Genomic DNA, 26,553 nt, shown 5'->3' on the forward strand with positions numbered 1-26,553 from the left:
GCTGAATCAGTAACAATTCATTATTTGTAATTTTTTCTGGTTCATTTGATTAAATAGTACTGAGAAAAAATCGTATTCACAGTACTGTATCAATCATCAAATACTCAGTAAAACCACTGTATATATTGAACGTGAGATACCGCATATTTTTATAATGTAACTTTATTAAATTCTAATTATCGCTAGAAAACCACAACGTTAAAATACAAAGTAATGCAATATATTCATTAATTAACAACATGTTAGTAGAAACCCCATGTCAAATATTATCCATTGATAAGTATGCCTTCAATAACCAAACATCGATAAATAATGCTTGCATCCAAACTCAATTAAAACTACTGTATGTACATACAGCATGTATATATAACCACTATCGGAGATGGTACTATGAAATCACTAATGCATACTCAAAAATCTATTACAGCTTCTGATGCTTATAAAGCGACATTGAGTTCTCATGCAGACATTTATCAATCTCCGCCAAGGGTTATTTCAATTGAAGTCAGCTATAGCGAACAGCAACAAGCCCAATTAGCATATTTCTTACGTTTACTTAAACAAGCGAATCAAGAAAACCGTTGGATAATGTTTATCGGCCAAGATGCATTATTAGATAAGCGCTTATTAATCAATGCCGGTATTGATCTAAATAAAGTGCTTTTACTTAAAAACATAAAAAACCAAAGTAAACATTTACTAGTGGTAAAAGCATTAGAAATGGGTAATTGTTCTGCAGTGATTGTTTCGGGTGAAATTGAAACGTTTAATACCACTATAATTACAATGGCAGCAAAACAAAGTAAAACATTAGCGTTTGTACTAAATCAAAATGTTAAAGCTCAATTAACATTCCATTAAGTCACTTTACAACCTATAATGTTGCTATTAAGTTGCTGTATCCTTATTATTATATAAAGTTAATAATGGGATACAAACAAAAAAAGTATTTTTATTTAAAATCGTGCTTAATTAATTATTAAAAATAGTAGAAATAGCTTTTACGTATAATGAAAATCCATATAATCAAGGAAATTCAAATTTAAATACTAGGTTTCAGAATGGATAATAAGCTCGGATTTGGTGCATTAACTGCATTTGTAATCGGCTCAATGATAGGTGCGGGAGTATTCAGTTTGCCACAAAATATGGCTGCTGTTGCAAGTCCGGCTGCCGTCATAATTGGCTGGACCATTACGGGTGTTGGCATGATTTTCCTTGCAATGTCTTTTCAAATTTTATCATTATTAAAACCAAATATTAATAGCGGCGTCTTTGGCTACGCACAAGCCGGTTTTGGCGACTTTGTTGGATTTTGTTCTGCATGGGGTTATTGGCTTAGCGCTATGCTAGCTAACGTTTCCTATTTAGTGATTGTATTCAGTACTCTTGGTATGTTTTTTGACAAACCTGGCCATATTATTTTTGGCATGGGTAATACTTGGCAGTCGATTGTTGGTGCTTCGGTTTTATTATGGCTCGTCTATGCTTCTGTAAGACGTGGCGTACAAACTGCAGCAACAATTAATGCAATAACAACGGTTGCAAAGCTAATCCCATTAGTCCTCTTTATCTTTATTACCTTGATTGCATTTAAATGGCATACGTTCACTTTTGATTTCACTGGATTACACTTTGGTGCCCAGCATGATCTACTGAATCAAGTTAAAAGCACCATGCTTATTACTGTATGGGTGTTTATTGGTGTTGAAGGTGCAGTTATCGTCTCCTCACGAGCACGTAATCGTCGTGATATTGGTCGAGCAACGATTCTAGGTCTATTAACAGCCCTTGTTATTTATGTATTCGTTACTTTACTGTCTATGGGAGTCATCTCTACACCTGAACTAGCAAAATTCCAAAATCCATCAATGGCACTTGTTTTGGAACATGTTATTGGCCCATGGGGTTCAGTTATTATTGGCTGTGGTTTATTAGTTTCGGTCAGTGGTGCATTTTTAAGTTGGACAGTATTAGCGACAGAAGCACCATTGCTTGCAGCACAAAATAATATGTTTCCAAAAGCTTATGCTAAAGAAAATAGTGCTGGTACATCGATTAAGGCTCTGAACCTTACTATTATTTGTATTCAAATCTCATTATTTGTGGTTATTTATGCTGGTGGCACCTATAACTCTTTATTAATTATTGCCTCTGAAATGATTTTAGTACCTTATTTCCTTGTGGCTGCGTATACCCTTAAACTTGCTATCAAAAATAAAAACCGTGGTATGTTATTGTTTATTGGTTTAGGCGCTACGATTTATGGCATCTGGTTACTTTATGCCTCAGGTTTAAGCCACTTATTATTAGCTTCTCTACTGTACCTACCTGGTCTGTATTTCTTTATAAAAGCAAAGAAAGAACTAAACCAACCTTACTTTGTGGGTAAAGAACGTATTTTTGTTGTCCTACTGATTATTTTAGCTATTTTTGCTGTTTATATGGTGGCCACTGGGCATATTGTATTAGAGAGCTAATTTATTAAAGTAGCAAAATGCCGTGTATTTATATACTTTCAATTAAGAAAAGTATATAAATCACGGCTTTTTATTATGTTATTATTTTAAGTGGTGTTCCCAACTTATTTCAGTTCGATTACGTCCCATTTTTTTAGCTTTTAACAACGCTAAGTCTGCACGCTTGATCAAATCTTCACTCGTTTCATCAACTAATTCAGCAATACCTAAACTGCACGTTAAGTGAAAGTCTTTATCAAACTCCCACTTTTTCATCATAATTGTTTCTCTAATACGTTCAGCAATTTCAACCGTATTTTTCATATTTGTTTCAGGGCAGAAAATAACAAATTCTTCCCCACCCCAGCGAACAAATACATCAGACCTACGTATTAATGTCTCAACAGTCGTGGTGAATTTAATTAAAACCTCATCACCAAAATTATGACCATAGGTATCATTAACTGATTTAAAATAATCAAGATCGATAAAAATCATTGAAAAAGGAATATTATTTGCTCTTGTCTGAATAATTATTTCTTCTAACCATTCAGTTACAGTATGTCTATTTCGAATACGAGTTAATGGATCGGTACAAGCTAAATATTCAAATTTCAAACTTTTATTATAAAGCAACCTATTAGCATCTCGTAAGTGCTGGCTATGCGCTTCTGATGTTTTTATTTTTTTATTAAGAAGAAAACGTTCAACAAAAATAACAACAACAGCGGTTGTTACCCATAATAATAATAATAACTTTACTAAAGCTGATTCTGTTATCCAATCACCATAGAAGACTAAGCGATTTAACTTAATAGCATAATATGCTTCTTTAACATAACTTCCGGTTGCAATTTCAATGATTGAGATATTATCAAATTGGCGATTTGCTTTATTTACAGGAATGTTATTCTCTGCGATCCACCAAGATAATACTTGGAATGAGCGTAATGGGAATATTTGTAATCCTTGGTCAGTACCTGGGGAATATTCAATCGCATTAAACTTCAATGATAATGGATCATTAACATTAGCATAAATAGGATCAAAATTACGCAAATAAACACGTACTCTTTCCCCTTTAAGAGGACTTGTATAATCAATATCAAGCCCAACAGAATGATACGAACTTAAATCAATGCCATTATCAATCGAATCAGTTAATGCTATCGCAATTTCACAAAATGGCCACTTTGCTTTATTAACAAGGTTACATTCTAGTAATATATTTCGTTTATGAATATTTAGCTTTGTTGTTGACGCTCCATTTTGACCAGAATCATCAATAATTTTATATGTACTATTTGTAGGGGCAACAATATACTCCTTTTTTGCACCGCCAAGAATAAACCACCCATATGTGGCAATAGTAAAACAGACTAAGAATAAAACAATGAATCGAAGCCCTTTATTTAACCCTGTCATAAATCCCTCTAACAACATCAGAGCTTATAAAAATAAAAGCGAAATATTACAAGCAAGGGCGACAAAATAACAGACAACATTAGGTTAAACAACTAATTTTACTAATGATTTACAGTTAAAATAAAATATTTTTAAATTAGTTTCATATCAATAAAAAACACCGCGTTATCGGCGGTGTTTATGATCATTTTGAGTTAATAATAACGCTTATTTAACGACGGCGTTGAGTATTCTTACCGCGATTTTGATGTACCTTATTTTTGGCTTTAGCACGACGTTTTTCTGCCGATGCTCCACGATGAACAGATGTCGTTTCAATTAAACTAGGATCGGGTTCATAACCTTCAAGCCATTGCTGTGGTAAGCGTGTATTTAATAGTTCTTCAATCGCTTTTAATGCCCATTCTTCATCAAGGCTCATTAGCGTGATGGCATAACCCGTATTACCTGCTCGACCTGTACGCCCAATACGGTGAACATAATCTTCAGCATTAAACGGTAAGTCGAAATTAACAACATACTCTAGCTGTTGGATATCTAAACCACGAGCAGCGATATCTGTTGCGACAAGCACACGAACTTTACCCGCCTTGAAATCATCAAGCGCGCGCTGACGAGCACCTTGACTCTTATCACCATTGATAGATACCGCTTTAATGCCGTCTAAACCTAAACTTTTAGCTAATTGATCTGAGCCTTGTTTAGTTTTAGTAAACACTAATACTTGTTGCCAATTACGTGAACCAATTAAATAAGCCAACAATTCAGATTTACGCTTTTTATCAACTGGATATACCATTTGCTGAACAGTATCGGCAGCAATATTTTTAGGTGTTACTTCTACCATTTTAGGTTCAGTTAAAATAGTACAGGCTAATTTTTTCACCTGCTTTGAAAAAGTAGCAGAAAAGAATAAGGTTTGACGTTCTGCCGGCATACGTCTCATGATACGGTTAATATCAACAATAAACCCCATATCAAGCATGCGATCAGCTTCGTCAAGTACAAATGTTTCAACATTTGCTAACGAAACATTACCGACAAAAACATGATCAAGTAAACGTCCAGGCGTCGCAATCAGAATATCAACACCCGCTCTTAATGCTTTAATTTGAACATTCATGCTGGTGCCGCCATAAGCGACCGCTACTTTCAACTCGCTATATTTACTGTATGCAACAAAACTATCATAAACTTGCTGTGCCAATTCTCGAGTAGGTGTAATAACTAAAGCTCGAATTTTGGCACCTTGTTGAGGCTTAGCGTCTTCAGTTTCCTGTTCAGCTAATGACGGTAATGTCATTAAACGTTGTAAAATAGGGAGCGCAAATGCTGCTGTTTTTCCGGTACCCGTTTGTGCCCCTGCCATCACATCATCCCCAGCTAATGCTAATGGGATTGCTTGTAGTTGCACATCTGTTGGTTGTTCATAACCTAACTCTGTCACAACTTGCAATAATTTAGGGTGAAGGCCGAGCGTTTCAAACGACATAGTGTATTCCTAGCAATAAATACGCTTATACCAATAGATCGGTATAAGAAAACAAGCGCGAATTCTAACACAAAAAAAAAGCACTTCGTCATGAAGTGCTTTTTGTTACAACATAAATCTTCGTTATTTATATAATAACTACTGTTTAATATTCAAGAATGCAGCACCACGAACACCACCTGCATCACCATGTTTGGCTTTTACAATTTTAGGCGCTTGTGAAACGGACAATAAATATTTAGGCAAACGCTTTGGTAGTTCATCATAAATTAATTCAAAATTAGATAAACCGCCACCTAATACAACAACATGAGGATCAATACCAGTGAATAAATTAGCAAGACACATTGCTAACACTTCCATAAAACGATCAACGTGCTGCTGGGCTTTTTTATCACCCGCAGCATTGCGTTCAATTATTTCAATCGCTTTTAGTTTTTCACCATAATAATGTGCATAAATTTGCTCAAAACCACGGCCTGATAAATAATTATCCATACAGCCTTTTTGACCACAGCCGCAATCAAACAATGGTGCTTGTTCACCCATGTATAACCATGCATCTAACGGTAAACGCATATGTCCTAATTCACCACCTACATGGTTTAAGCCTGCGAAAACTTTACCATTAAAGATCATTCCCCCACCAAAACCAGTGCCTAAAATAAGGCCTAAGACTGATGGCGCATCTTTGTGTTCATCATCCCACGCTTCAGACAGAGCAAAACAGTTTGCGTCATTATCAAGGCTAACACTTCGACCTAGCTTAGCTTCTAAATCTTTACGTAAGGTTTTACCTTTAGCGGAAGGAATATTTGATGTTAATACGGTGCCATCTCGTGCATCCTCAATTCCAGGAATACCCAGCCCGACCGAACCTTCACAACCGAATTTTATATCTGCCGCAGTAATAATTGAAACAATAGTATCAATCAGTTTATCGTAATCATTACTCGGTGTTGGTACACGCTCTGTTGCTACACGTTCTAGTTTTTCATTAAATGCACCAAATTCAATTTTGGTTCCGCCTACATCAAAGCCGTAGTACATCCGATTCTCCTACAAATAATGTTTAACCACACTATGAGTCTATAACTCATTAAATATACTCAAAATTATCCACATTTAGACTAAAAATGACTGTGATCTACGACTCAATTCATCAGTTATTGTTCAAATGGCTTTTAATATTATCCAATTAACATCACATTTTTATAATGCAGCATCATCGGATAACATGAATTTTTCTAATATAGATAACGATGAGTATTCAGGTAATTGGCGATTCATTTTACCTGCGATATAATTTTCACGAAAAACATCGAACCATAAATCTAATAATTCAGCATTATGGTGCTCACCAAATAAATCAATAATACGCGCTGCAACTTCAGCAGTTCCTAATTGATTTGCCTTTGATGCTTCACGCATTTTATACCGAGACGGTTTATCTGGATTAATTGATAATAATGGGAACCGATCAAGATATGGACTCTTACGGAACATTTTTTTTGCTTCTGCCCAACTACCATCTAGCATAATAAATAATGGACGCTTTCCAGCCTCAAGTGTCACCGTCGTAACTTCTCTCTCCGGTGCATATTCAGCAGGAAAAACAACATAGGGTTGCCATTGAGGATCATCTAATAATGCTAGCATTTCTGCATTAGGTTCAGTTCGAGACCAAATATAAGCAAAAGTATCTTCAAATACATCGGCAATTAAACGCCCTGTATTACTTGGCTTTAGAATCTCATCATCAAACATAACCAACAAAAAAGCCGCATTTGATGTCGCTAATGGACGATGTTCACAAACACACAAATGCGTACGCAACATGCACTGACGACAACGTTGGACTTTAGAACCACGGGCAAGAAAAGGACGAGTTGAACGTGCAAGACGTTCCTCATAAAGAGTATGTATAACATGAATGCGCATAGCGACTGACCTAAAAACAGGAAAACGCCAGCATGTTACCGAAACCCCCACTAAACATACAGTCATTATCTGTATTATCAGATTGGCAGCTAACTATTGCCTATTTTATGGGCATATGCTCATTGTTATTCGATAAAACAAACTCGCCTTTACTGTTTTTAAAACAATTATCGCTATTAATAATGGTGGTCGTATTACGGCCCCTTTTCTTTGATTCATATAAAGCTAAATCAGATTTCTCTAGCCACGACTTATAATCAGTTAAGGTCGAATTCCACTCACAGACACCTAAGCTAATCGTGACTTTTATAACACCCCGCTGATCATCAAATACAGTTTCTTGTTCAATACGATTGCGTAATCTTTCCGTAAAATACCCGGCTAACTCAGCAGACGTCCCAGGAAGAATAATACCAAACTCTTCACCACCGTAGCGTCCTGCAATATCGGTTTGACGTTTAGTGCGCAGTAATACATCAGCAATCACTTTAATGACCCCATCCCCCGCGACATGACCATAGGTATCATTAACACGTTTAAAATAGTCGATATCAAACATAATCAATGTAGCTGGTATTTGTGTTTGATGACAATAATCAAAAGCATCCGCTAAACAGTTTTCCCAATGACCTCGATTATAAAGCTGTGTTAATCGATCAGTAATACTTAAATATGTCAGTTGTTTATTTGATTCATGAAGATGGTTTTTATTTTTAGCGATATCAGTAACATCAGTGATCGTTAAACAAATATGTTTATATTCACCAGATAATGAACGTAATGGTGTTAAAGTCATATTTTGAAACATGATATCTGAACTACCAGAAATTGGACAAAAATTCAAAAACCGAAATACCCATGGTCGATCTTCCCATGCTGAAAATGATCGCATTCGTAATTTAAATGTCGATTTTATTTTACTCTGTAACCATGATTCTGGTAAATCAGGTACAACCTCAAATAATGATTTCCCTATTATTTCAACATTAGAAATACTGCTATAAGCTTGCATAAAGGTATTCCATGCACAAACATTATAGTTTTCATCTAATATAACAACACCCGCATCAAGATTATCTAATACTTGCATTGTCAAATAAAAATCAGCTAAAGATATTTCGTTCAATTTAATGATTCCATCACTTTGTTATTCATGATTGCTAGAGAATGACTATCCATAATAAATAAGACTTCACACTCAACGTCTAATATTTCAGCTTTATAGGTATATTCAATGGTAAAAAAAGTCTGCATCTCACAATCCGTACTATGTGAGTTCATATATTCTTCTAAAACAATCGGCTGACGCACAGAAAATGGAATTGAAATTTGTTCCGATAACGCCACTAAAAAAGAAGAAACCATTAAATTAGCAATATCAATAATCACTTCATTTTTATATTCATCCGTTTGACTAAACCCAAGTTTTTCACCAAACAAATAAATATCATCACCATGTAATTCAACTAAGGCCTCACCGTGAATCCCACCACCAACAAAACGTTGGGTAATAGCAATTAATCCATGATCATTACGAACATCTGCAATCGCCATTGATAAGTCACTGCTTGTCATAAATGCAACATTCGGTAATGGCATTTTAATGAAATCACCAAGATGATCAGAAATAATTGCCGCACCTCGCCCTAAAGCGATATTGGCTAATTCACGAATACTCTCAATAGGATTATTATCTAAATGCGAATCTAATAACGGTAATTGAGTACGATCAAAAATCAATCCTAACCGTTGCGATAGTTCTATTAATTCATCATGGTTAAATGGTTTAGATAAAAAATAATCAGCGCCTAATGCTAGGCTTCTTTCCACAGCGGTTAATTGTACATCAGCGGATAATACAATGATCGTGGTGTTATATTCACGGACAGGTAAGGATTTCATTACACTAAAACCATCCATTACAGGCATAGTTAAGTCTAAAAACATAATATCAATATCACTATTTTTTAGACAATCAAGGCCCTCTTTTCCATTCTCGGCATAGAAAAAAGTCGCATTACTGCATGACTGTAATAGACGTGTAATTGATTTATGAACTAATACTGAATCATCACAAATGAGAATATTTATATTATTAATCATCAGATTAATCACTTACCCACCAAACCTTAATCAAGTATAAAGCAAAGCAACATTATGCCGCACCTTAAACTTATGCATTCAGTGACATACATCTAAATATTGATCTTAGTTCCACTAATTATCACTAAAACAAAAATAAAATCGTATTATTAACCATCAATATCGATTGATTAACATGTACTGATAATCTTTCTAACAGTTAATGCAAGGTAATAACCCACCGATATATCTTACAATATAGTTACCCGCTGACATTTTTATAATAGAATCACGATATAATTTTTATAATCAGCCATAGGATAAAACATGAAAGCACTTCGTTGGTTCGTAGGTAAAATCATTCTTTTACTTAACTCACTATTTTCTCCGCGTGGTATAGAGCGGTCAGCAACGGCTCAACAAGAAATTGATACTGCTGTCGCTAATATGCAACTTTATCAATTTGAAACCTGTCCGTTTTGTGTAAAAGTACGTCGCCATGCTAAACGTCTAAATATCCCACTAGCAACTCGTAATGCAAAAATTTCACCATGGGGTCAAGAACTATTAGAACAAGGTGGAAAACGTACCGTACCTTGCCTACGTATTGAAGAAAATGGCCAAGTGACTTGGATGTATGAATCAAACGATATTATTGCGTACTTAGATAAACGTTTCGCATAAGATCACCAATAATTCACACAATAAACTCAAATAACCATTTAAGTCCTTACCGTATAAGCCGATAGCTTTTATTACACTTTAAAGTTGTAGTATAAAAGCGACCTAGCTATCGGCTTTTAACTACTGAATTTTTATTTATTGGTTACAAATACGTTTTACAGGGCTGTATATGCAAAAAAATCATACGATAACTACCGACGATATTTTAATTAAATTATGTCACTCTCTAGCTGATGTATTATCACGTGCAACAGAAAGCCACATTAAATATTCTCCTATGGTACAAAAAATCAATAAAACAAGCTTAAAACCTGATATTGGTTGCTTTGTTTTATTTGATGGTGGCTTCACAGGATTAGTCGTCACTAATTTTTCCGCTACTGCCGCAATGGAACTTTATCAAAATTATATGCTCAGAATGGGCTTTCCTGACACAGATATTGCTATTCATCATACTGCTGATGATGTCGCTAATATTTTAGGTGAATTAATGAATCAAGTTGTTGGTGATTTTACGGGGAAAATTGGCAGAGAATTAAACATCTCAATTACCCAAAACCAGCCAAAAATGCTCGCTCTGCATAAACAAATTATTCTTTCTGTTGATACTAATCTTGATCGTCCTCAAGTACGTCGTGTTAGTTTTACAACTGCAAAAAATAATATTTTCTATCTTGAATTAGCAATGGATAAAACTGAATTTATTCAATTAGAAGAATTTGAGATTGATGAGCAAGATCCTGATGCTATTTTTGAAACGGCTTATGACGCTCAACAACAACAAAACCCAGTAATTTCATTCAATAAAAACACAGAAAACAATCACGCCAATCAAGATTTACTGGATCAACTTGGACTGTAAAAGCAGCCTTAATTTGAATAGTTAGGTAACTTTAATACACATATTGTTACCTCTTTACCTTCCATTCTTAATTAAAGTATTTACTTTTATTGATCATAAATTTAATTCTGTGATCAATAACATAATTCACTTCCATAATACAATTTACAAAATCCTTAATTCCATATAATTTCGACACCACTTTCGTTTGTGAGTTTATCGTCATGTCTCAACATCGTATCGCCAGCTTTGAATTTGGTCGAGTTATTGCCACGATTGCCATTATTGCTTTGCATAGCCAAATATTCATGCAAGCGCCATTATTTGATGATCAACCCTTGTTAGGCATGGGACTCAATCAAGTCAGTCGGTTTGCAGTACCGTTATTTTTTATTATAGCGGGTTATTTTATTCAACCACGTTTAACAACCGAACGGATCCCTTATCTATGGCGCTATGCTCGCCCATTACTCATCATGTGGGTATCATGGAGCATTATTTACTTAATTTTACCGTTTAACTTTCATATTGTGGCAACTGAAGGATATTTTACTGAACGTCTTTTTTATTGGCAAAAACTGCTTACAGCACCATTAAATACCTTATTTGAAGGTGGATTAGTACATCTTTGGTATATTCCAGGGTTACTCAGCGGTTTAACTATCATTACCGTTTTACTTCGTTTGAAGTTATCTCGCTTAATTATTCCAGTGGCTACTCTGTTATTTATTTTTGGCTTAATGGCAGGTAGCTATGCTCAAATAACAGAATTAAGTTCACCGATTTTTACGCGTAATGGTCCATTTTTCAGTACTTTTATGATCATGCTTGGATTTGAAGTTCGCCGCCGTAATATTAGCGTTAGTCTGAAAAACAGCATAATAATGATGCTCGTTGGATTTGGCTTATTTATCGGTGAAGCTAATTACCTTTCACTGCAAGAAAATGGAACTTTTTTCCACGATTTCCTATTTGGTACACCGTTATGGGCATTAGGTATTTTCTTTATTTTATTAGCAAAACCTAACTTAGGTAACTATAAAATCATTCACTCATTAAGCAAAGATGTTCTGGGTATATATCTCTGCCATTTACTTATTGTGATTTATTACCTCAATATCATCAGTATTTTGAATATTAATCCGATTATTGCTAGCCTTTTTGCGGTGCCCGTAGTATTAACCGTTTCGATAATAATCGTTCGTTGTCTACGTAAAACATCAATAACAAGATATCTAGTACGTTAAACTAATAATTTAAAGCCCTTATAATCACTAAATCATAAGGGCTTAATTATTTTAGCAATAACTATTATTTCGTTGCCGCATCAAACACCAGTTTACCTAAGCGATATAACCGTTTTGCTTGCTCACTATAATCAATCGTTTCACCTTGCGCGCGACGACGGTTTAACTGGGTATTGATCCCATCTTGATATACCTGTTGTAACTGTGATTGCAAGCTATCAAGATTATACGGAATACGATCACTACTCACGGAAAATGGCAGAATATACTCAGCGTGCATTACCTCACGGTTATACTTCACTGCATCACTAATAATTTGCCCTTTGTCCGTTTGTGGTAACTCAAGATCATACGGTGGTAACCATTCATCAACCGGTTTAAGTTTATCAACTTGGTTAACCAACATGATCACTTTCGGTGCTTTTCGTTGCTGATTTTCAGGTTGCTTATAAAACAAATCAAATGCCGATTTTAGAGTAACATCTAATTGGCGTGACGATTGATTGGCCTTCAATATCCAAATAACCACATCACTTTCAGTCATTTGTTTCAGTAATTTTTTCTCAGTCTCAGCACTGCCATCAATGCCGGGTAAATCAATCAGATTGATTAAATCGAGCCCTTCAACTTCACATTTATAGGTTGTAGCTTTGTCTGTTGATGGTAACGCACTTACTTCAGCTGCAATCTCACCCAATAACCCATTAATAACCGATGACTTACCCGCACTCACTTGACCAACAACGGCTACCCGCAATGGTTCTACGGCAATGGCGGTTGCTTGCTGATCGTGATCTTGAAGTTGACTGTGTGGAACTGCTGCATCATCAAGCTTAAAGCGACCACTGTATAAATCAATCGCTACTGATGCGACTTCTTGTAATAACGTCGCTTTTAATTTGCTTTGAACTTCAGCACTAACATCATCAAACAACTTACCGACAACTAAACCGCGTACTTCGGCTAACCAGCCTGTCGGTGTGGCTATGCGGAATAATCGATAGACATCATAAGCACTTTTTGCATATCCCATCTTATCTTTAATCGCGTAACCTTGTTTAAGGCTCGTTAGCGTGATCTTCTCAGAAAAAGGAACATGTTGTTGTAGAAAGTGACGATAACGACGACTTACCTCTTCAACCATCATTAAAAATTCAGGCGCAGTAAAAGCCAATTTTTGCGAGCTCGATTGTTGATGGTACTGCGCAGCAACATCAGCAACCAAGACATAAGCATGTGCTTGTAGGCTTTCCCATGCAGCATCCTCGGCTAACTGTTTATCAATCACCAATGCCATTTGTTGCCAGACTTGCTGATCGTGCTCACTCCACTGTGGATTAGCTGCCACATGTAATGGTGCAATATCATCCATAACAGCATCCGCCACGACACGTTTACGACGTAACCACCAATAAGGTAGGAAAGCCAATAAACAACCACCAGCAATAATGGCGAAAAATAATAGCCACTGCCCTTGTTGAATCAGATCAACAACACCAAACCCCGCCAATACCATAATGGGCAAACACACTGCCAACATCAATAATGGTAAGAAACCTTCAGAAAGTTGATTAATTAGCTGATAACTTTTATTCACCCGTTTCATTCGTGATCCTTTTTAGGTGCCGATTTACTTAACTGCTGTCGATCAGCAACCTGCTTTACCGTCTTAAATGCTTGTTGATAAGCCAGTTTAATTTGGTCTTTTGAAATCGACTCACCTTTACTACGATGATATAAATACATACAAGCTGCACGACCAATCGCATAAGTTGATGAGAAACTCATCGCAGCCGCGGTCGCACTCCCCACCGTTTGACCGTATGCTGGAATAAATTTAACTAACTGGTTAAGCCCCAATTTAGATAAATATTGCAACAAAAAGCCAGAACCTAACATACCCACAAATTCTGCGTAATCTTTTTTATTCCAACTAACGCCATATTGATTCGCAAGGCTATGCAGCATTTTCCCTTGAATAGCAGGCACACTGAATAACCCAACCGCAGGAATGGCATCACTCGCCCCCGCTGCCCCTGCATACCAGAGAACCTCTTGACGTAACTGGTAAAAATTTTGTTCTTCGCGATTAGTATGGGCTTGTTGATTAGATAACAAACTCAACATTGGAAGCGCATCCGTTAAAGCATGGTGTAAGATATCAACACCAATAAACTGTTGATCCTCAGGAATAAAATCAACCACAATCGGCTGATAGGTGGTAGCCGTTTCTGATTGCCACTGGGCTGGTTTTATACCCCACACATCCATCACTCGCTGATGATTATATTCAATCGCACGTTGGCGTTCTTGAGCATCCACAATACTGTTCACGGCAGTATGAATAACCAATAAATGTTTGATCGCACCGCTACGTTTAATTTGTTTTAGTGCCGTTAATAACCCAGATTGTTCTGGCTCTTCCGCTTTCATCACCACCATTAATGCATGGCTTTTACCACTACACATTGCAATGTCTTCAATGGGATCGTAATCCGCCTCACCTAATCCTCGTGTATCTAAAAAACACACTAATGGATTTTCTGCAGGGTAGAGATAATGATGCGCGGTACGAGTACATGGCTGAAAACCATTGCCTATTTCAACCAAACTATTCCCAGTAAGCGTTTGGATAATAGTTGATTTTCCTGCCCCTGTTTTACCTAACAGCCATAACGTTGGAATATGTTTCTGCCATTCATCAAACGCTGGGGCTAAATCAGGATTCATAGAGGGATTTATATATTGGTAAATTTTCTTAAAGAAGCGATTCATATTACCTTCATATCGCAAATAACAAGCAAGCCATACATCAAATCTGCACATATGGCTATTTAATCAATACTAGCAAAATAGCACTAAATGAAAAAAAGAGAATAACCTTAATGATTATTCTCTTATTTATAAGCCAGTAATCAGAGTCAATGACTACAAATTAATCATCCACATGCTCAATAAAATATTGTTCTCGACTTGAACTCACTAAACTTGAAACTACAATTGCCATATAAAATACGCCAACAATCGCTTCAAGATAAGCAAGAACTTTAGCAATGGGCAATATTGGTAAAATATCGCCATACCCTAATGTCGTTAAAGTAACAAAACTAAAATAAGCGGCATCAGCAAAATTCTCATGCCACGGCCCTTTATTAATGCCTTGAAATGATCCCGGTAAAAAATGGATTAAAATCAAATATCCAATGGCCCACATTAAACCAAGCAACAAAAACAATGCCATTGAACCAATGATTTTATTGGCAGTAATTGAACCCGTGAATAATATTTGGCGCATAATTGAGCAAAATGTGCCATAGAAGAAAGTAAACATCAATAACAGCATAATAATTTCTATTTCTTCAATGCCTAACACCGTTCGAGTAATCACCGCTATCAGCCATGCAACCACTAATAATAATAAAAAACGGAACCAATTCTTATCAAAGCGTAAACTCAATAAACAAATGCCAAAAGTGATAAACGTGAAAACTTCTAGTATATATTGCAAAAAACCAGACGTAATCACTTTGTCTAATGATGCACTAATCAATAAAAAGACCAATGCTAAGGTTAAGTAGAAAAAATTATTTTGATTATTTATACGTTGGGCTTTTTTACTCAACATTTATCAATATTCCTTATTTATCTTCATAACCAGTAAGTTCCATAAACCCTTTTCCACTGTGAGTCCCTGTGACATTAATTGGCCCTTCCCAATAGGGAAATATAAAATGTAGCCATTGATCTTGACGGACAACACTTGTTTGGAGCTTTAATCCTTGTGATGGCACTTCAATTAACCAATTTAATGGAAATGAAATTCCACTCACTTTATAAAAGTGCATAGGTTTCATTCGAATTTGATTATTATCTAATTTAACCACTCGACCATCAGGCCATGAACGCGAACCAATAAAATAGGGTCTTTGTCCTTCTTCTCGTAATTGCGATACCATCAAAGCACTGCCATCATTAAGGTGGATTGCAAACCAATCCCAACCTTGTTGTTTGGCACTGAGCATACTACTGCTCCACTCACGATCAAACCAACCACGACCACTCACTTTATATGGTTTTCCATCCAGAGTGATCGTCCCATCAAGATCTAAAAATGGAACACTGTAATAATAAGAAGCAATACTCAGTAATGGATGTTTTTTGCTATATCCTTTATCACCTTGTAAAACAATGGCCCCTTTTTGCTTGATGTTTAATCGCGCAGACATGTGATCATCTGAAAACTCAAGCCGCCCAGGAAAAGGATCACTGGTTGCTGCATCCCATGACCAATTATCTAACCATGCATGAAAAGGATTAAGACTTACCCCTGCTTGACCAATTCCACCACGAGCAAATCTTTCCGCCGCCCAAACTTTCTCTTTTGTTGTTATTACCGCATGCACCATGTACATCTGGGGTGTTTTCCAACCACTCAAATCTTCATCACTGGTTGCCATGCGAAATATCGTCCATTGCACCGCAATTTCTTTGCCCGTTTCTGTTTTAAGGTTAGCTGTTAAATACCACCACTCTGCAAGATATTCAGGATGCTCGCCATGATCTTTAGGAAATGTTATTTCCTCGCCTTTAACGACGGGTTCAAACACGAAATTTTGAGATTGCGTTAATATTTTCACTGAATTACTGCGAATAGGTTGCTGATCACAACCACTCAATACCATCGTCCCAAATAACATTATAGTTAAATAAAGCAAATACCAACGAGATTGCATAATTGAAACTCTCATTAAAATGACTCTCGTAAAGATAAAATTGCAGATCGATGAACCAAACGCCATACAGGCCACGCTCCAGCAACAAGCAGTGCTAATAAAGCCGTACCTAACGTCATAAAATAATCGAAAGGAAAGTATTGAACTTGCATTGTCCAACCAAAAGAATATTTCAACACAACATCAATTAATAATTGCGCTAAAAGTAGACCTAATGGCAATGCTATCAATGCAGTCATAAGTCCTATAACCAACAATTGACCACCACCCAATAACGATAATTCAATGCTTGTCATTCCCATGCAACGTAATAATGAATATTGTCGTTGCCGAGAAATCTCTCCCGCGATAGTCGCGAAGAACAGACCACAAACAGCAATAAATAACGTTAAATTACCTAATGTCGATGTCACGACAAACGTACGATCAAACACGGTCATCGCTTGTTTCATTAACGCAGAATTATTACGTATTCGCTCTGGTTGCAAAAGGAATCGCTCACCTAATTTTGCTAATAGCAATTCTGACTTTGCTCCTTTTTTCAAATGAATCGCTAATCCTACTTGTCCAGAATGAGGCCAAAAACGCTGCCATTTTTGTTGTGAGATTAGGACTTGTCCATAAGGATTACCATAATCATAATAAATACCCACCACTCGCCATTTTTGATTCATGGGAGCAGGAAGATTAATAATATCTCCTGGTTGCCAATGATGTTTCAGCGCCATAGACTCACTGACCATTACCGCACGATCATGGTGCAGTTGCTGCCAATAATTATTAAGACCCACTTTTACTGACAAGGCTTTTTGTTCACCTGCGGTTTGACCAATACTCATAACTTGGATTGTGCCATTATTTGAGCGAGTGGCTTTTTGTCTGCTCCACCACACTTGATCCACTTCAGGTTGTTGTTGAAGCCATTTTGAAATACGAGGGGCCATATTCATTGATGGACGAATATAAATATCCGCAGCTAAACGCTGTTCAAGCCAGTTTTCTGTTGTATTACGAAAACTGCCAACCATAGTCTCCATACCAATGTTAGAAGCTAACGCCAACATAAACGCCATTGCTGCTATACCGCGATAACTTAAACTTGCAGCAGCATCAAAGAAAAACCATCGCATACGTGCTTTACTGCTGATATTACCGAGAAAATGGAACAGCAACCAAAGCAAATAAGGCATCATTAAGCCAGAGGCTATAAGAATAAAGGCAATTAAAACAAAGCCAGTTAACTGTCCATGAGAAAGCTTATAAACAACCACAGCACCAATGATAAAAACACAAGAAAACAAGGCTTGCCATGCAAATTCTCGACCACTAAAACGCACTAAAGACAAATGTGTCGCTAGTCGCGCGGGTGGCGATTTAATTAAACGTACAACTGGCCATGTACAGGCAAAGGCACATCCAAAAATCGCAATCGCTAAACTCGCAGCACCCCACTGCCAATTCCAGTGCACTTGTAAGCCAACATTGGCGTTATATAAATCATTCAATGATGCAGCAACAGATGGTAATAATTGCTGTGCTAATAGCAATCCAATAAGATTACCGCCAACCAGTCCAACTAATACCCATAAACACAATTCACCGATGAGGGCTCCAGCAAGTTGGGTACCGCTAACACCTAATTGACGTAAAATGCCAACTAATGGTTGTCGTTGCGCTAAAGAAAGCGACATTGCTTGGTAGAAAATGAACAATCCAACCACAAACGCCAGCATTCCCATAGCAAACAGATTCAAATGAAAGGCCTTCGTTAATGGCTCTAATTTTGCGTTTTGTTGCCGTTCAAGCGTTAACCCTGGCGGTAAAATATGCGTCAATTTCATTAACTGTTTACTGCTCATTTCACCACAAACAACCGCACTAAAACCAGAACTAGGTTGTAATTCGCGTAACAAAGCCATGTCTGCAATCATACGAGAATCATTCATACGACTATCATTAACTACTTTCATCGGGCCAATTTTACGCCCAGAATTAAGCGTCAGCATATCTCCGCTTTTGAGACCCATATAATTAGCTAAATGCTCACCTAACATAATCGGGTACGGTGGTCGCATTAATTGTAATAAGTTGATTTTACTTTCATCAATTACGTTATTTTGTACTGCGCCCAAAATCGCAACAGGATCAATGCCTAAAAGTTGAAAATCACGTTGTTTTTCTGTAATAATGCGATGTTCAACTAATGGCGCACAGGTTTTAAGCCCTGCTCGACGCATTTGAATGTAAAAACCTTGCGGTACATTCATACCAACTTGAACATGACGTATACGATAAGGAAAAGGATTAGAAAAAAGTTGTTCGCCTTTACGATAGCTTTCTTTTGCTTGCTGATTAACACCCATTACACCAACTAGTAATGCAATACCCAATGTTAATCCAAGCCACACTAAAACAATTTGTAATGGGTGACGACGATAGTGTCCCCAAAGCGCACTAGCTACGGGGCGTAACATGTAACTGACCTCCTTGTAAGCGAATACATCCCTGCATATACGACGCAACCTTCTCACTGTGGGTAACAACTAATAACGTACAATGAAGTTGTTTCGTTAAAGAAAGAAGTAATCGAATAACAGCACTTGCATTACGTTCATCTAGACTACCTGTCGGTTCATCTGCTAATAACAGTGCAGGTTCCATATAAATAGCTCGCGCAATAGCAGCACGTTGCTGTTGACCACCTGAAATTTCTTCAGGATAACGTGATAATAATGACATCAGATCCAAGGCAGAAACCAACTTTAACCATAATTTTTTATCATCTGGCAATCCCTTTAACTGACGGCAAAAACGAATATTATCGGCCACGGTTAAGGTCGGTAATAAGTTATATTGCTGGAAAACAAGACCAATATTTTTACGACGATAAGCCGTTCGCTCACGTTCAGAAATTGCATGCATCGCCGTATCCCCGAGCCATATCTCACCTGATTCAGGTTTATCAAGCCCCGCAATTAAATTCAGTAATGTACTTTTCCCTGAGCCGCTTTCTCCCATGAGAGCCAATTGCTCTCCAGAATTTAAAGATAAATTAGCGCCCTGAAGCACAGAATGAAACTCGGTACCGTCTAGATACCCTTTGCAGAGTTTAGATAGTCGTAACATGTTCAATCACCAACGTTTGCTTACATGACAAGTTAATCACTATTTATTTTAATATTCATCCAATTAAAATAAATAATTATTCAATATTACCTATTTTATTCCTCATATAACAGCTTAGCCATATAAGTATTACTATTTATTATACTTATCTTGTTGAGATATTCTTCTTTAACAACAAATAGCTACCAACTAGGCATAATAAACTACTATTAAGAAACAATTTTCATGTCTTTATATTTGAATTTAATAACTATGAGATAAAGTCACATATATAATTTACCAACAACCATACTCACGGTTTAAGCTTTGATTTGATTTAGATAAATGACATCTGCATTTTATTATTATGGAATTATCTTCCGCATATGCATAAAAACCCATAATAAACGTGGTGATAATAATCATATTAACCAGCAAAAACTATCATCTTTTGTAGTTTATTATTGCTTTTAATCAATAAAAAGCCATTATCTTTAAAGGCGATATTAAAAATTTTAAGAACGGAATTTTTTGCATCTTTATATCGCAACACGGAATTTAGAGTGGTTACTTAATGAGCAGAAATATTCTTGTCGTCGGCGCCTCTGGTTACATTGGCAGCCACCTCGTGCCTAACTTACTAAACTTAGGCCATCACGTAACCGCAACAGGACGGAACCTTAAGCTATTAGAAAAACGTGGTTGGGGAAATATTAATAATCTAACGTTAGTTGAATTAGATCTAGACATTGACCAAGACTTAACTGATCTGTTTACAGATATCGATACTGTTTATTTTCTCGTTCATGGCATGAATCATGGCCATGATTTTATTGAATTTGAACTTGATTGCGCCCGTCACTTTAGCCATTACCTTCGCCATAGTGATGTTGAACATGTTGTTTATCTAGGTGCTTTACAGTCACAAACTAGCCAATCAAAACATTTAAGTGCCCGCAAAGAAACGGGAAATATTCTTCGCAATAGTGATAAATGCGTTACCGAGTTACGTGCAGGTATTATTATCGGTCCAGGCTCTGCAGCATTTGAAGTCATGCAAGACTTTGTTTATCACTTACCTGTAATGTTAACCCCAAGTTGGGTTACTTCTCGTAATTCACCGATTGCATTACGCAACCTACTCTACTACCTAACAGAACTTATCGAATGCCCGCCAGATCATAACCTTATTTTAGATGTCGCAGGGCCAGAACAGATGACTTATAGAGATCAAATGGTCCGATTAAGTAAAGTGCATGGTAAAAATATTCGCGTCATCCCATTAAAATGGTTAAGTCCCAAAATGGCGACCTATTGGCTCCGTTTTATTACCTCCGTTCCAACCAATATTGCACGAGCACTTATTGGTGGATTAAGTTGTGATCTTCCCGCAGATGGCAGTGAACTTCAACGACGTATTCCTCAACATTTAATCAATTATGAAGAAGCGATCCAAGAAGCATTAGCCATGAATACCGAAGTGGTTAAAAGTGATATTTGGGGATTTGATCCAGATGCCCTATTACGCTGGCAAACAGGTTATGGCTATTACCCTAAACAAGCAGGTTACACACTTAAAACAGATGCCAGTTGTGAAGACTTATGGCGTCAAGTACAGCTGATTGGCGGTGAAGAAAGGTATTTTTATGCCAATGGATTATGGCTAGTGCGAGAATGGATGGATGCCATGATTGGTGGTAATGCCCTCAAGCGTTATCGACGTGATCCTCAGCAATTACAACTAGGCGATAAAATTGATTCGTGGAAAGTGATCAGCCTTGAAAAAAATCACTTCCTATCGTTATTATTTGGTATGAAAGCCCCGGGTTTAGGTCGATTAGAATTTACCATTGAAGATTGTGGTGATCATCGTACTATAGACATTCGTGCGTGGTGGCACCCTAAAGGCTTTATGGGACTACTGTATTGGTTTGCAATGATGCCAGCGCATTTATTTATTTTCCGTGGCATGACCCATGCTTTAGTTAAACGTTGTAAAGCAAAAATACAACAAGGCAATATCGAAACAAAATAATACGGCTTATCTAATTATCAACCACATTACTTATCGCTATTATCAATATGATGATGATTAGATAGTTATCAAAATAGAGACATAAAAAAAACCGAAAGCATGGCACTTTCGGTTTTTTATATTATTAACTGAATGTGAAAATCACATCACATATATTAAGCCGCCTTGGCTGCTTTAGATGCACATGTCATCTTCCATGCCGCAATAGGACCACTTAATAGTGTTAATCCAATCAGCAATGAAACAGGTACTGCGGTAATAACAATAAAGGACTGCAGAGCCTTCAAACCACCATCACCAGCAAGTAATAAGACCGCAGCCACTACACCCATGGTAATAGCCCAAAATAAACGATGCTTACTACTAGGTTCATTATCGCCAGAAACCACCATCGCAATTGAGTACGCCATTGAATCACCTGTCGTTACCACAAAGGTTGTGGTCAACACTAAAAATGCAGGTAATAAAATATAACTCAATGGTAAATTAGACAGTGTTGCTAATAATACTGAAGGCAATCCGCCATCATGCAATGGACCTGAAATCATACCAGGATTATTTAGCTCTAATGAAATACCCGTTCCACCTAATACAGCAAACCAAAAATTTGTCGCAATAGGTGCGCCAACAGCTACACATAAGATTAAGCTTCGAATGCTACGACCTTCTGAAATACGGGCAATAAAGATAGCCATCATAGGGGCGAAACCAATAAACCAGCCCCAGAAGAACCATGTCCACCATAAATTCCACTCAGGCTTAGCCGTAGTCAAACTCATCGTTCCCATATTCTGTAAATAACTGCCAAAAGCAGATCCAAATTCTTTTAATAAAAATGTCGTTGGACCTAAAATTAACATAGCGGCTAAAAGTACAAATGCGCCAATAACATTAAGGCGAGATAACCACTGTAAGCCTTTATCCATACCTGATGCGGCTGAAGCCGAATAAATAGCAACAACAATGGCTAAAATAACCAACTGAGATTGAGTATTATTTTCTAGGCCCGTTAATAATTCTAAGCTATAGCCTAATTGTGACGCTAAGAAACCAATCGGACCAATCGTGCCCGCTGCTACAGCAATAATTGAACATGCATCAATCACACTACCTAGCCAATGATTTTCTAAGCGATGCCCAAAAAGTGGAAATAATAAAGCACGTGGACGTAATTTAATCCCATGTTCATGATGGGCATACATTAACACTATAGTAGAGAGCGTACCTAATACAGCCCATGCAAGAAAGCCCCAATGCAAAAAGGCTTGATCTAATGCTGGAGTAACAGCAGCAAGCGTGCCGCCTTCGACACCAGGAAATGATGGAGATGGTGTCATAAAGTGATAAATAGGTTCAGCTGCAGACCAAAAAACACCACCACCAGCAAGCAGCGTACACATGATCATAGCTAACCAACGAAATGTGCCAATCGTTGGTTTAGCAACGCTACCCATCACTTTTTTACCTAGCGGACTAATCGCTACAATTAATGCTAGGACGAAATTAATCAGCATCAGCCACTGCCAACTTGAACCGAAAGTTTTTGCTGCAGAGCTAAAAGAAGTTTGAATCATTGCGCTAAATGCGGGCATATCAATTAAAGCAGAAAGAACGAATAAGGTGATAAACCCAATCGTTAGAGCTGGAACGAGTTTATTATCTAAACCTTTAAGTCCCATAACTATGTTCGGTACTATATTATTACTAATTTCGCTTGTATTGCGTTGCATAAATGTCTCACGCTGTGTGTGAGGGAAGACACACTATCAGCATGTAAACTTTAACGCTAGTTAAATTTTCTCTATGATTTTCAATAAAAAAGGAAATAAACATACGATTTCATTGGTTTATAATTTGAAAACAAAAACTTATAAATTGTCACACAAAAGCCAATAACGACAAATAAAAATAATCATAACCATTAAATTTACTCATTAACCTTCTCGTCTAACACTTAAAAAAATAGTTACTGAACAAACAATATTAAGATTAACTATTGAAAACTTAGTTATCACTTTATTCTTTTATACACATTAACGAGTGTGACATTTCACGCAAACACCCCTATTTCAATGCCCTATAGTAATAGCCGATTTTTAACTGCATTATAGAGGTATCCATGAAGTCCACGTTAATTTATGCTGCGATTGCAGCCACCCTTTCCCCATCAGTTTTAGCCTGCACCACTATTTTAGTTGGTAATCAAGCCACAACCGATGGCAGTTATATTATTGCGAGAAATGCAGATCATAGCCCATTAGTTAATCCTCATTGGTTTAATCACCCTCATCAAACTAATACTAAAGGTAAGTTTTCATCTAACAGCAATGCTTTTACTTACCCGTTACCTGCAACCAGCCTTGCTTATAGCAGCTTCTCCAAAGCAAAAACACATGATACTTCTTTTGGTTCTGCTGGCTTTAATGAACTTGGTATTGGAATGTCTGCCACTGAATCTATTTATAATAATCCCGTGATACTTGCGGTCGATCCTTATAATGAACAAACAGGCATCAATGAAGATTCGATTGTTAATGTTATTTTACCGCGGGCGCACTCAGCCAAAGAGGGAGTTCAACTCTTAGGTAACATTATTGAAAAACAAGGAGCAGCAGAAGGATTTGGGGTCGCTTTTGTTGATAAAACAGGGATCTGGTATTTAGAAACAGGCAGTGGTCACCAATGGATGGCAACCAAACTCGATAATAACGATTATTTTGTTTCTGCCAATCAAGGGCGATTACAACATTTTGATGCTAACAATACTGATAAATATCTTTCAAGCCCAACACTAATCAGTTTTGCTATTGCTCAGGGTGTATACAAACCAAAACAAGACGGTGAGTTTAATTTTCATAACGCCTATTCCATCGATAACAGCAACGATCGTTTTTATAATTATCCACGCGTTTATACCTTACAACACATGTACAGTAATGGTATTAAAACAACCTTAACCAATCCATTAGCTTTCCCTGTCTTTGCGGTTCCAACTCATAAGTTATCGGTGAATGATGTAAAACAAGGATTACGAAATCATTATCAAGGTTCTTCACATGACCCTTATGCGAACGTCAACCCTAAAGAAACTTATCGTCCAATCTCTGTATTTAGAACCTACCAATCTCATATTCTGCAAATTAAACCCACATTACCTCAAGCTATTGGAGAAATTGCTTATATAGGTTGGGGCATGACCGATCTTACCCCTTATATCGCGTTTTATCAGGGTGCGAAAATTCCTGCTATTTATAAAACAGGCGTCGGCACCATGGCCGATAATACGTCAGCCTATTGGCAATTACGTAAAGTACAAACCCTTGCGATGACTGACTATAATCAGTTTGCGCCAATGGTGAAAAAAGCTTATGCCGAATTTGAAAAGAAACAAACCGCACTCATGGCACAAACGCAAAAAAACTATTTAGCAATCTATAAAACTGAGCCTCAAAAAGCACAGGCGCTATTAAACAATTTTGAATTAACTGTTACTCATCAAGCAATGGCAACAGCAAGTAATCTCCAAAATAGAATTATTACCAAGATGACATCAGACACCAATGCAACTTACCCATTCAAAGGTGCTTAATTAACGCTATTGATTATTTATAATAGCGAAAAACAGAAAATAGAATAGAACAGCAAACATCGCTGGTTATGATTACCGCAGATATTAAAAAGGCAGCCTATTAAAGGCTGCCTTTTCAATATTACACACTACAGGTTAATCAATAATTAAATCATATTGAGTGCAGTGATTATTCACAATGTGAGTAATAGTTTGGCGAGGGATTTTTTGCCATGAATCAGAATGATCTAAAGGTTCAGAAGCAAGGATCGTCTTATGTGCTGAACACTGAATAAATACCGGTGGCGGTTGATGATCAGAGCTATAGCGAACCACCCAAAATTGCTCACCATCAGAAATACAAAGTGACGTTTTTAATGGGCCAGTTATAGATTTATCTTCCATTGCTTGTTCAATTTCATACAAAGTCTGATTAATAGCAGCAATAGGATCGACTCTTAAACCATTTTTGATCATCATTAAAAAGATCAATTCGCTATCGGTTGTTCCGACCCGCTTTAAGAATAACTCTTCAGTTAATTGACGTACTAACGTGAATTTTACCTGATCAAAACCACTAATTTGACCATTATGCAAAAACATCCAATTATCAAGTACAAACGGATGACAATTGACTCGTGAAACCTGCGAGCCTGTTGACTGACGAATATGTGCCATAAAACGATGTGAACTAATATGATGCGCTAGCGAGCGTAAATTCTCATCACCCCATGCGGGTAAAATATCATGATAATAGCCGGGTAACGCACGGTGCGAATACCACCCTAAACCAAAACCATCACCATTAGCTCGAACGATGCGTTTTTTATTTGATTCGACACTTTGCTGAATTAATGAATGTTCAGGTTGATAAATCAATTCATCCAAATAGATACTATCACCATGATAGGCTAACCATCGGGACATAGCATATTCCTTAC

21 protein-coding genes are annotated in these 26,553 nt (G+C 36.9%); 7 read left to right on the plus strand and 14 right to left on the minus strand.

Annotated elements, in window-relative coordinates; genetic code table 11:
• The first annotated feature begins 390 nt into the window (after positions 1–390).
• Positions 391–861 (plus strand): SulA-like leucine-rich domain-containing protein, encoded by a 471-nt coding sequence (locus CIK00_RS08135; RefSeq protein WP_232600980.1) that lies wholly within the window; start codon positions 391–393, stop codon positions 859–861.
• A gap of 200 nt (positions 862–1,061) precedes the next feature.
• Complete coding sequence (locus CIK00_RS08140; protein ID WP_101768391.1) at positions 1,062–2,480, plus strand: basic amino acid/polyamine antiporter; 1,419 nt, start codon at positions 1,062–1,064, stop codon at positions 2,478–2,480.
• A gap of 81 nt (positions 2,481–2,561) precedes the next feature.
• Here the strand turns inward: CIK00_RS08140 and CIK00_RS08145 are convergent, their stop codons facing one another.
• The 6 genes from CIK00_RS08145 to CIK00_RS08170 all read right to left on the minus strand — a co-directional run bounded on the left by CIK00_RS08145 (position 2,562) and on the right by CIK00_RS08170 (position 9,432).
• Positions 2,562–3,884, minus strand: a complete 1,323-nt coding sequence (locus CIK00_RS08145; protein WP_101768392.1) for a GGDEF domain-containing protein — start codon at positions 3,882–3,884, stop codon at positions 2,562–2,564.
• Positions 3,885–4,095: 211 nt separating this feature from the next.
• A complete protein-coding gene (locus CIK00_RS08150) occupies positions 4,096–5,376 on the minus strand; it encodes a DEAD/DEAH box helicase (RefSeq protein WP_101768393.1) in 1,281 nt (426 codons plus the stop codon).
• 138 nt (positions 5,377–5,514) lie between these two features.
• Entirely contained in the window at positions 5,515–6,426 is a 912-nt protein-coding gene (gene nagK, locus CIK00_RS08155) for an N-acetylglucosamine kinase (protein WP_101768394.1), read from the minus strand.
• Positions 6,427–6,588: 162 nt separating this feature from the next.
• On the minus strand, positions 6,589–7,317 hold the full coding sequence (locus CIK00_RS08160) for a tRNA-uridine aminocarboxypropyltransferase (RefSeq protein WP_101768395.1): 729 nt from the start codon (positions 7,315–7,317) through the stop codon (positions 6,589–6,591).
• A gap of 100 nt (positions 7,318–7,417) precedes the next feature.
• Positions 7,418–8,443 carry a sensor domain-containing diguanylate cyclase gene (locus CIK00_RS08165; RefSeq protein ID WP_101768396.1) on the minus strand — a complete coding sequence of 342 codons (1,026 nt, stop codon included), beginning with the start codon at positions 8,441–8,443 and terminating at the stop codon, positions 7,418–7,420.
• Complete coding sequence (locus CIK00_RS08170; protein ID WP_232615587.1) at positions 8,440–9,432, minus strand: response regulator; 993 nt, start codon at positions 9,430–9,432, stop codon at positions 8,440–8,442. The genes CIK00_RS08165 and CIK00_RS08170 overlap by 4 nt, the downstream gene beginning before the upstream one ends.
• Before the next feature lie 294 nt (positions 9,433–9,726).
• Between CIK00_RS08170 and CIK00_RS08175 the strand changes: the two genes are divergently transcribed.
• From CIK00_RS08175 to CIK00_RS08185, 3 genes are all read left to right on the plus strand, one after another.
• Positions 9,727–10,083: a glutathione S-transferase N-terminal domain-containing protein gene (locus CIK00_RS08175; protein ID WP_101768397.1), complete on the plus strand. Its 357-nt coding sequence runs from the start codon at positions 9,727–9,729 to the stop codon at positions 10,081–10,083.
• Between the two features lie 169 nt (positions 10,084–10,252).
• The gene (locus tag CIK00_RS08180; RefSeq protein ID WP_101768398.1) at positions 10,253–10,945 is read left to right on the plus strand and encodes a DUF3334 family protein; all 693 of its coding nucleotides are present in this window, start codon (positions 10,253–10,255) and stop codon (positions 10,943–10,945) included.
• Positions 10,946–11,148: 203 nt separating this feature from the next.
• The gene (locus tag CIK00_RS08185; RefSeq protein ID WP_101768399.1) at positions 11,149–12,171 is read left to right on the plus strand and encodes an acyltransferase; all 1,023 of its coding nucleotides are present in this window, start codon (positions 11,149–11,151) and stop codon (positions 12,169–12,171) included.
• Positions 12,172–12,235: 64 nt separating this feature from the next.
• Here CIK00_RS08185 and CIK00_RS08190 read toward each other — a convergent pair whose 3' ends face one another.
• The 6 genes from CIK00_RS08190 to CIK00_RS08215 all read right to left on the minus strand — a co-directional run bounded on the left by CIK00_RS08190 (position 12,236) and on the right by CIK00_RS08215 (position 20,030).
• Entirely contained in the window at positions 12,236–13,777 is a 1,542-nt protein-coding gene (locus tag CIK00_RS08190; protein WP_101768400.1) for a GTPase family protein, read from the minus strand.
• Complete coding sequence (locus tag CIK00_RS08195; protein WP_101768401.1) at positions 13,774–14,946, minus strand: YcjF family protein; 1,173 nt, start codon at positions 14,944–14,946, stop codon at positions 13,774–13,776. Before CIK00_RS08195 ends, CIK00_RS08190 begins: the two co-directional genes overlap by 4 nt.
• A gap of 160 nt (positions 14,947–15,106) precedes the next feature.
• Positions 15,107–15,796 (minus strand): potassium channel family protein, encoded by a 690-nt coding sequence (locus CIK00_RS08200; protein WP_101768402.1) that lies wholly within the window; start codon positions 15,794–15,796, stop codon positions 15,107–15,109.
• Positions 15,797–15,809: 13 nt separating this feature from the next.
• Positions 15,810–16,919 carry a lipocalin-like domain-containing protein gene (locus tag CIK00_RS08205; protein ID WP_101768403.1) on the minus strand — a complete coding sequence of 370 codons (1,110 nt, stop codon included), beginning with the start codon at positions 16,917–16,919 and terminating at the stop codon, positions 15,810–15,812.
• Positions 16,919–19,378: an ABC transporter permease gene (locus tag CIK00_RS08210; protein WP_101768404.1), complete on the minus strand. Its 2,460-nt coding sequence runs from the start codon at positions 19,376–19,378 to the stop codon at positions 16,919–16,921. Before CIK00_RS08210 ends, CIK00_RS08205 begins: the two co-directional genes overlap by 1 nt.
• Complete coding sequence (locus CIK00_RS08215) at positions 19,359–20,030, minus strand: ABC transporter ATP-binding protein (RefSeq protein WP_101768405.1); 672 nt, start codon at positions 20,028–20,030, stop codon at positions 19,359–19,361. Before CIK00_RS08215 ends, CIK00_RS08210 begins: the two co-directional genes overlap by 20 nt.
• A gap of 553 nt (positions 20,031–20,583) precedes the next feature.
• Between CIK00_RS08215 and CIK00_RS08220 the strand changes: the two genes are divergently transcribed.
• Positions 20,584–22,044 carry a DUF2867 domain-containing protein gene (locus CIK00_RS08220; protein WP_101768406.1) on the plus strand — a complete coding sequence of 487 codons (1,461 nt, stop codon included), beginning with the start codon at positions 20,584–20,586 and terminating at the stop codon, positions 22,042–22,044.
• Positions 22,045–22,199: 155 nt separating this feature from the next.
• Here CIK00_RS08220 and CIK00_RS08225 read toward each other — a convergent pair whose 3' ends face one another.
• Complete coding sequence (locus tag CIK00_RS08225; RefSeq protein ID WP_227990240.1) at positions 22,200–23,723, minus strand: BCCT family transporter; 1,524 nt, start codon at positions 23,721–23,723, stop codon at positions 22,200–22,202.
• Between the two features lie 440 nt (positions 23,724–24,163).
• On the opposite strand from CIK00_RS08225, the gene CIK00_RS08230 reads away from it, so the two are divergent.
• Entirely contained in the window at positions 24,164–25,633 is a 1,470-nt protein-coding gene (locus CIK00_RS08230; RefSeq protein ID WP_101768408.1) for a C69 family dipeptidase, read from the plus strand.
• A gap of 135 nt (positions 25,634–25,768) precedes the next feature.
• Here the strand turns inward: CIK00_RS08230 and CIK00_RS08235 are convergent, their stop codons facing one another.
• Entirely contained in the window at positions 25,769–26,539 is a 771-nt protein-coding gene (locus CIK00_RS08235; protein WP_101768409.1) for a class II glutamine amidotransferase, read from the minus strand.
• Positions 26,540–26,553: the final 14 nt, after the last annotated feature.

Source organism: Photobacterium carnosum, from assembly GCF_002849605.1.
Taxonomy (GTDB): domain Bacteria; phylum Pseudomonadota; class Gammaproteobacteria; order Enterobacterales; family Vibrionaceae; genus Photobacterium; species Photobacterium carnosum.

Excerpts from the sequence above, each read along its gene's own strand:
- CIK00_RS08145 (WP_101768392.1), bottom strand. The coding sequence starts at position 3,884 with ATGACAGGGTTAAATAAAGGGCTTCGATTCATTGTTTTATTCTTAGTC.
- CIK00_RS08135 (WP_232600980.1), top strand. The coding sequence starts at position 391 with ATGAAATCACTAATGCATACTCAAAAATCTATTACAGCTTCTGATGCT.
- CIK00_RS08180 (WP_101768398.1), top strand. The coding sequence starts at position 10,253 with ATGCAAAAAAATCATACGATAACTACCGACGATATTTTAATTAAATTA.
- CIK00_RS08195 (WP_101768401.1), bottom strand. The coding sequence starts at position 14,946 with ATGAATCGCTTCTTTAAGAAAATTTACCAATATATAAATCCCTCTATG.
- CIK00_RS08215 (WP_101768405.1), bottom strand. The coding sequence starts at position 20,030 with ATGTTACGACTATCTAAACTCTGCAAAGGGTATCTAGACGGTACCGAG.
- CIK00_RS08150 (WP_101768393.1), bottom strand. The coding sequence starts at position 5,376 with ATGTCGTTTGAAACGCTCGGCCTTCACCCTAAATTATTGCAAGTTGTG.
- CIK00_RS08235 (WP_101768409.1), bottom strand. The coding sequence starts at position 26,539 with ATGTCCCGATGGTTAGCCTATCATGGTGATAGTATCTATTTGGATGAA.
- CIK00_RS08205 (WP_101768403.1), bottom strand. The coding sequence starts at position 16,919 with ATGAGAGTTTCAATTATGCAATCTCGTTGGTATTTGCTTTATTTAACT.
- CIK00_RS08200 (WP_101768402.1), bottom strand. The coding sequence starts at position 15,796 with ATGTTGAGTAAAAAAGCCCAACGTATAAATAATCAAAATAATTTTTTC.
- CIK00_RS08140 (WP_101768391.1), top strand. The coding sequence starts at position 1,062 with ATGGATAATAAGCTCGGATTTGGTGCATTAACTGCATTTGTAATCGGC.
- CIK00_RS08185 (WP_101768399.1), top strand. The coding sequence starts at position 11,149 with ATGTCTCAACATCGTATCGCCAGCTTTGAATTTGGTCGAGTTATTGCC.
- CIK00_RS08220 (WP_101768406.1), top strand. The coding sequence starts at position 20,584 with ATGAGCAGAAATATTCTTGTCGTCGGCGCCTCTGGTTACATTGGCAGC.
- nagK (WP_101768394.1), bottom strand. The coding sequence starts at position 6,426 with ATGTACTACGGCTTTGATGTAGGCGGAACCAAAATTGAATTTGGTGCA.
- CIK00_RS08230 (WP_101768408.1), top strand. The coding sequence starts at position 24,164 with ATGAAGTCCACGTTAATTTATGCTGCGATTGCAGCCACCCTTTCCCCA.
- CIK00_RS08190 (WP_101768400.1), bottom strand. The coding sequence starts at position 13,777 with ATGAAACGGGTGAATAAAAGTTATCAGCTAATTAATCAACTTTCTGAA.
- CIK00_RS08175 (WP_101768397.1), top strand. The coding sequence starts at position 9,727 with ATGAAAGCACTTCGTTGGTTCGTAGGTAAAATCATTCTTTTACTTAAC.
- CIK00_RS08210 (WP_101768404.1), bottom strand. The coding sequence starts at position 19,378 with ATGTTACGCCCCGTAGCTAGTGCGCTTTGGGGACACTATCGTCGTCAC.
- CIK00_RS08160 (WP_101768395.1), bottom strand. The coding sequence starts at position 7,317 with ATGCGCATTCATGTTATACATACTCTTTATGAGGAACGTCTTGCACGT.
- CIK00_RS08225 (WP_227990240.1), bottom strand. The coding sequence starts at position 23,723 with ATGGGACTTAAAGGTTTAGATAATAAACTCGTTCCAGCTCTAACGATT.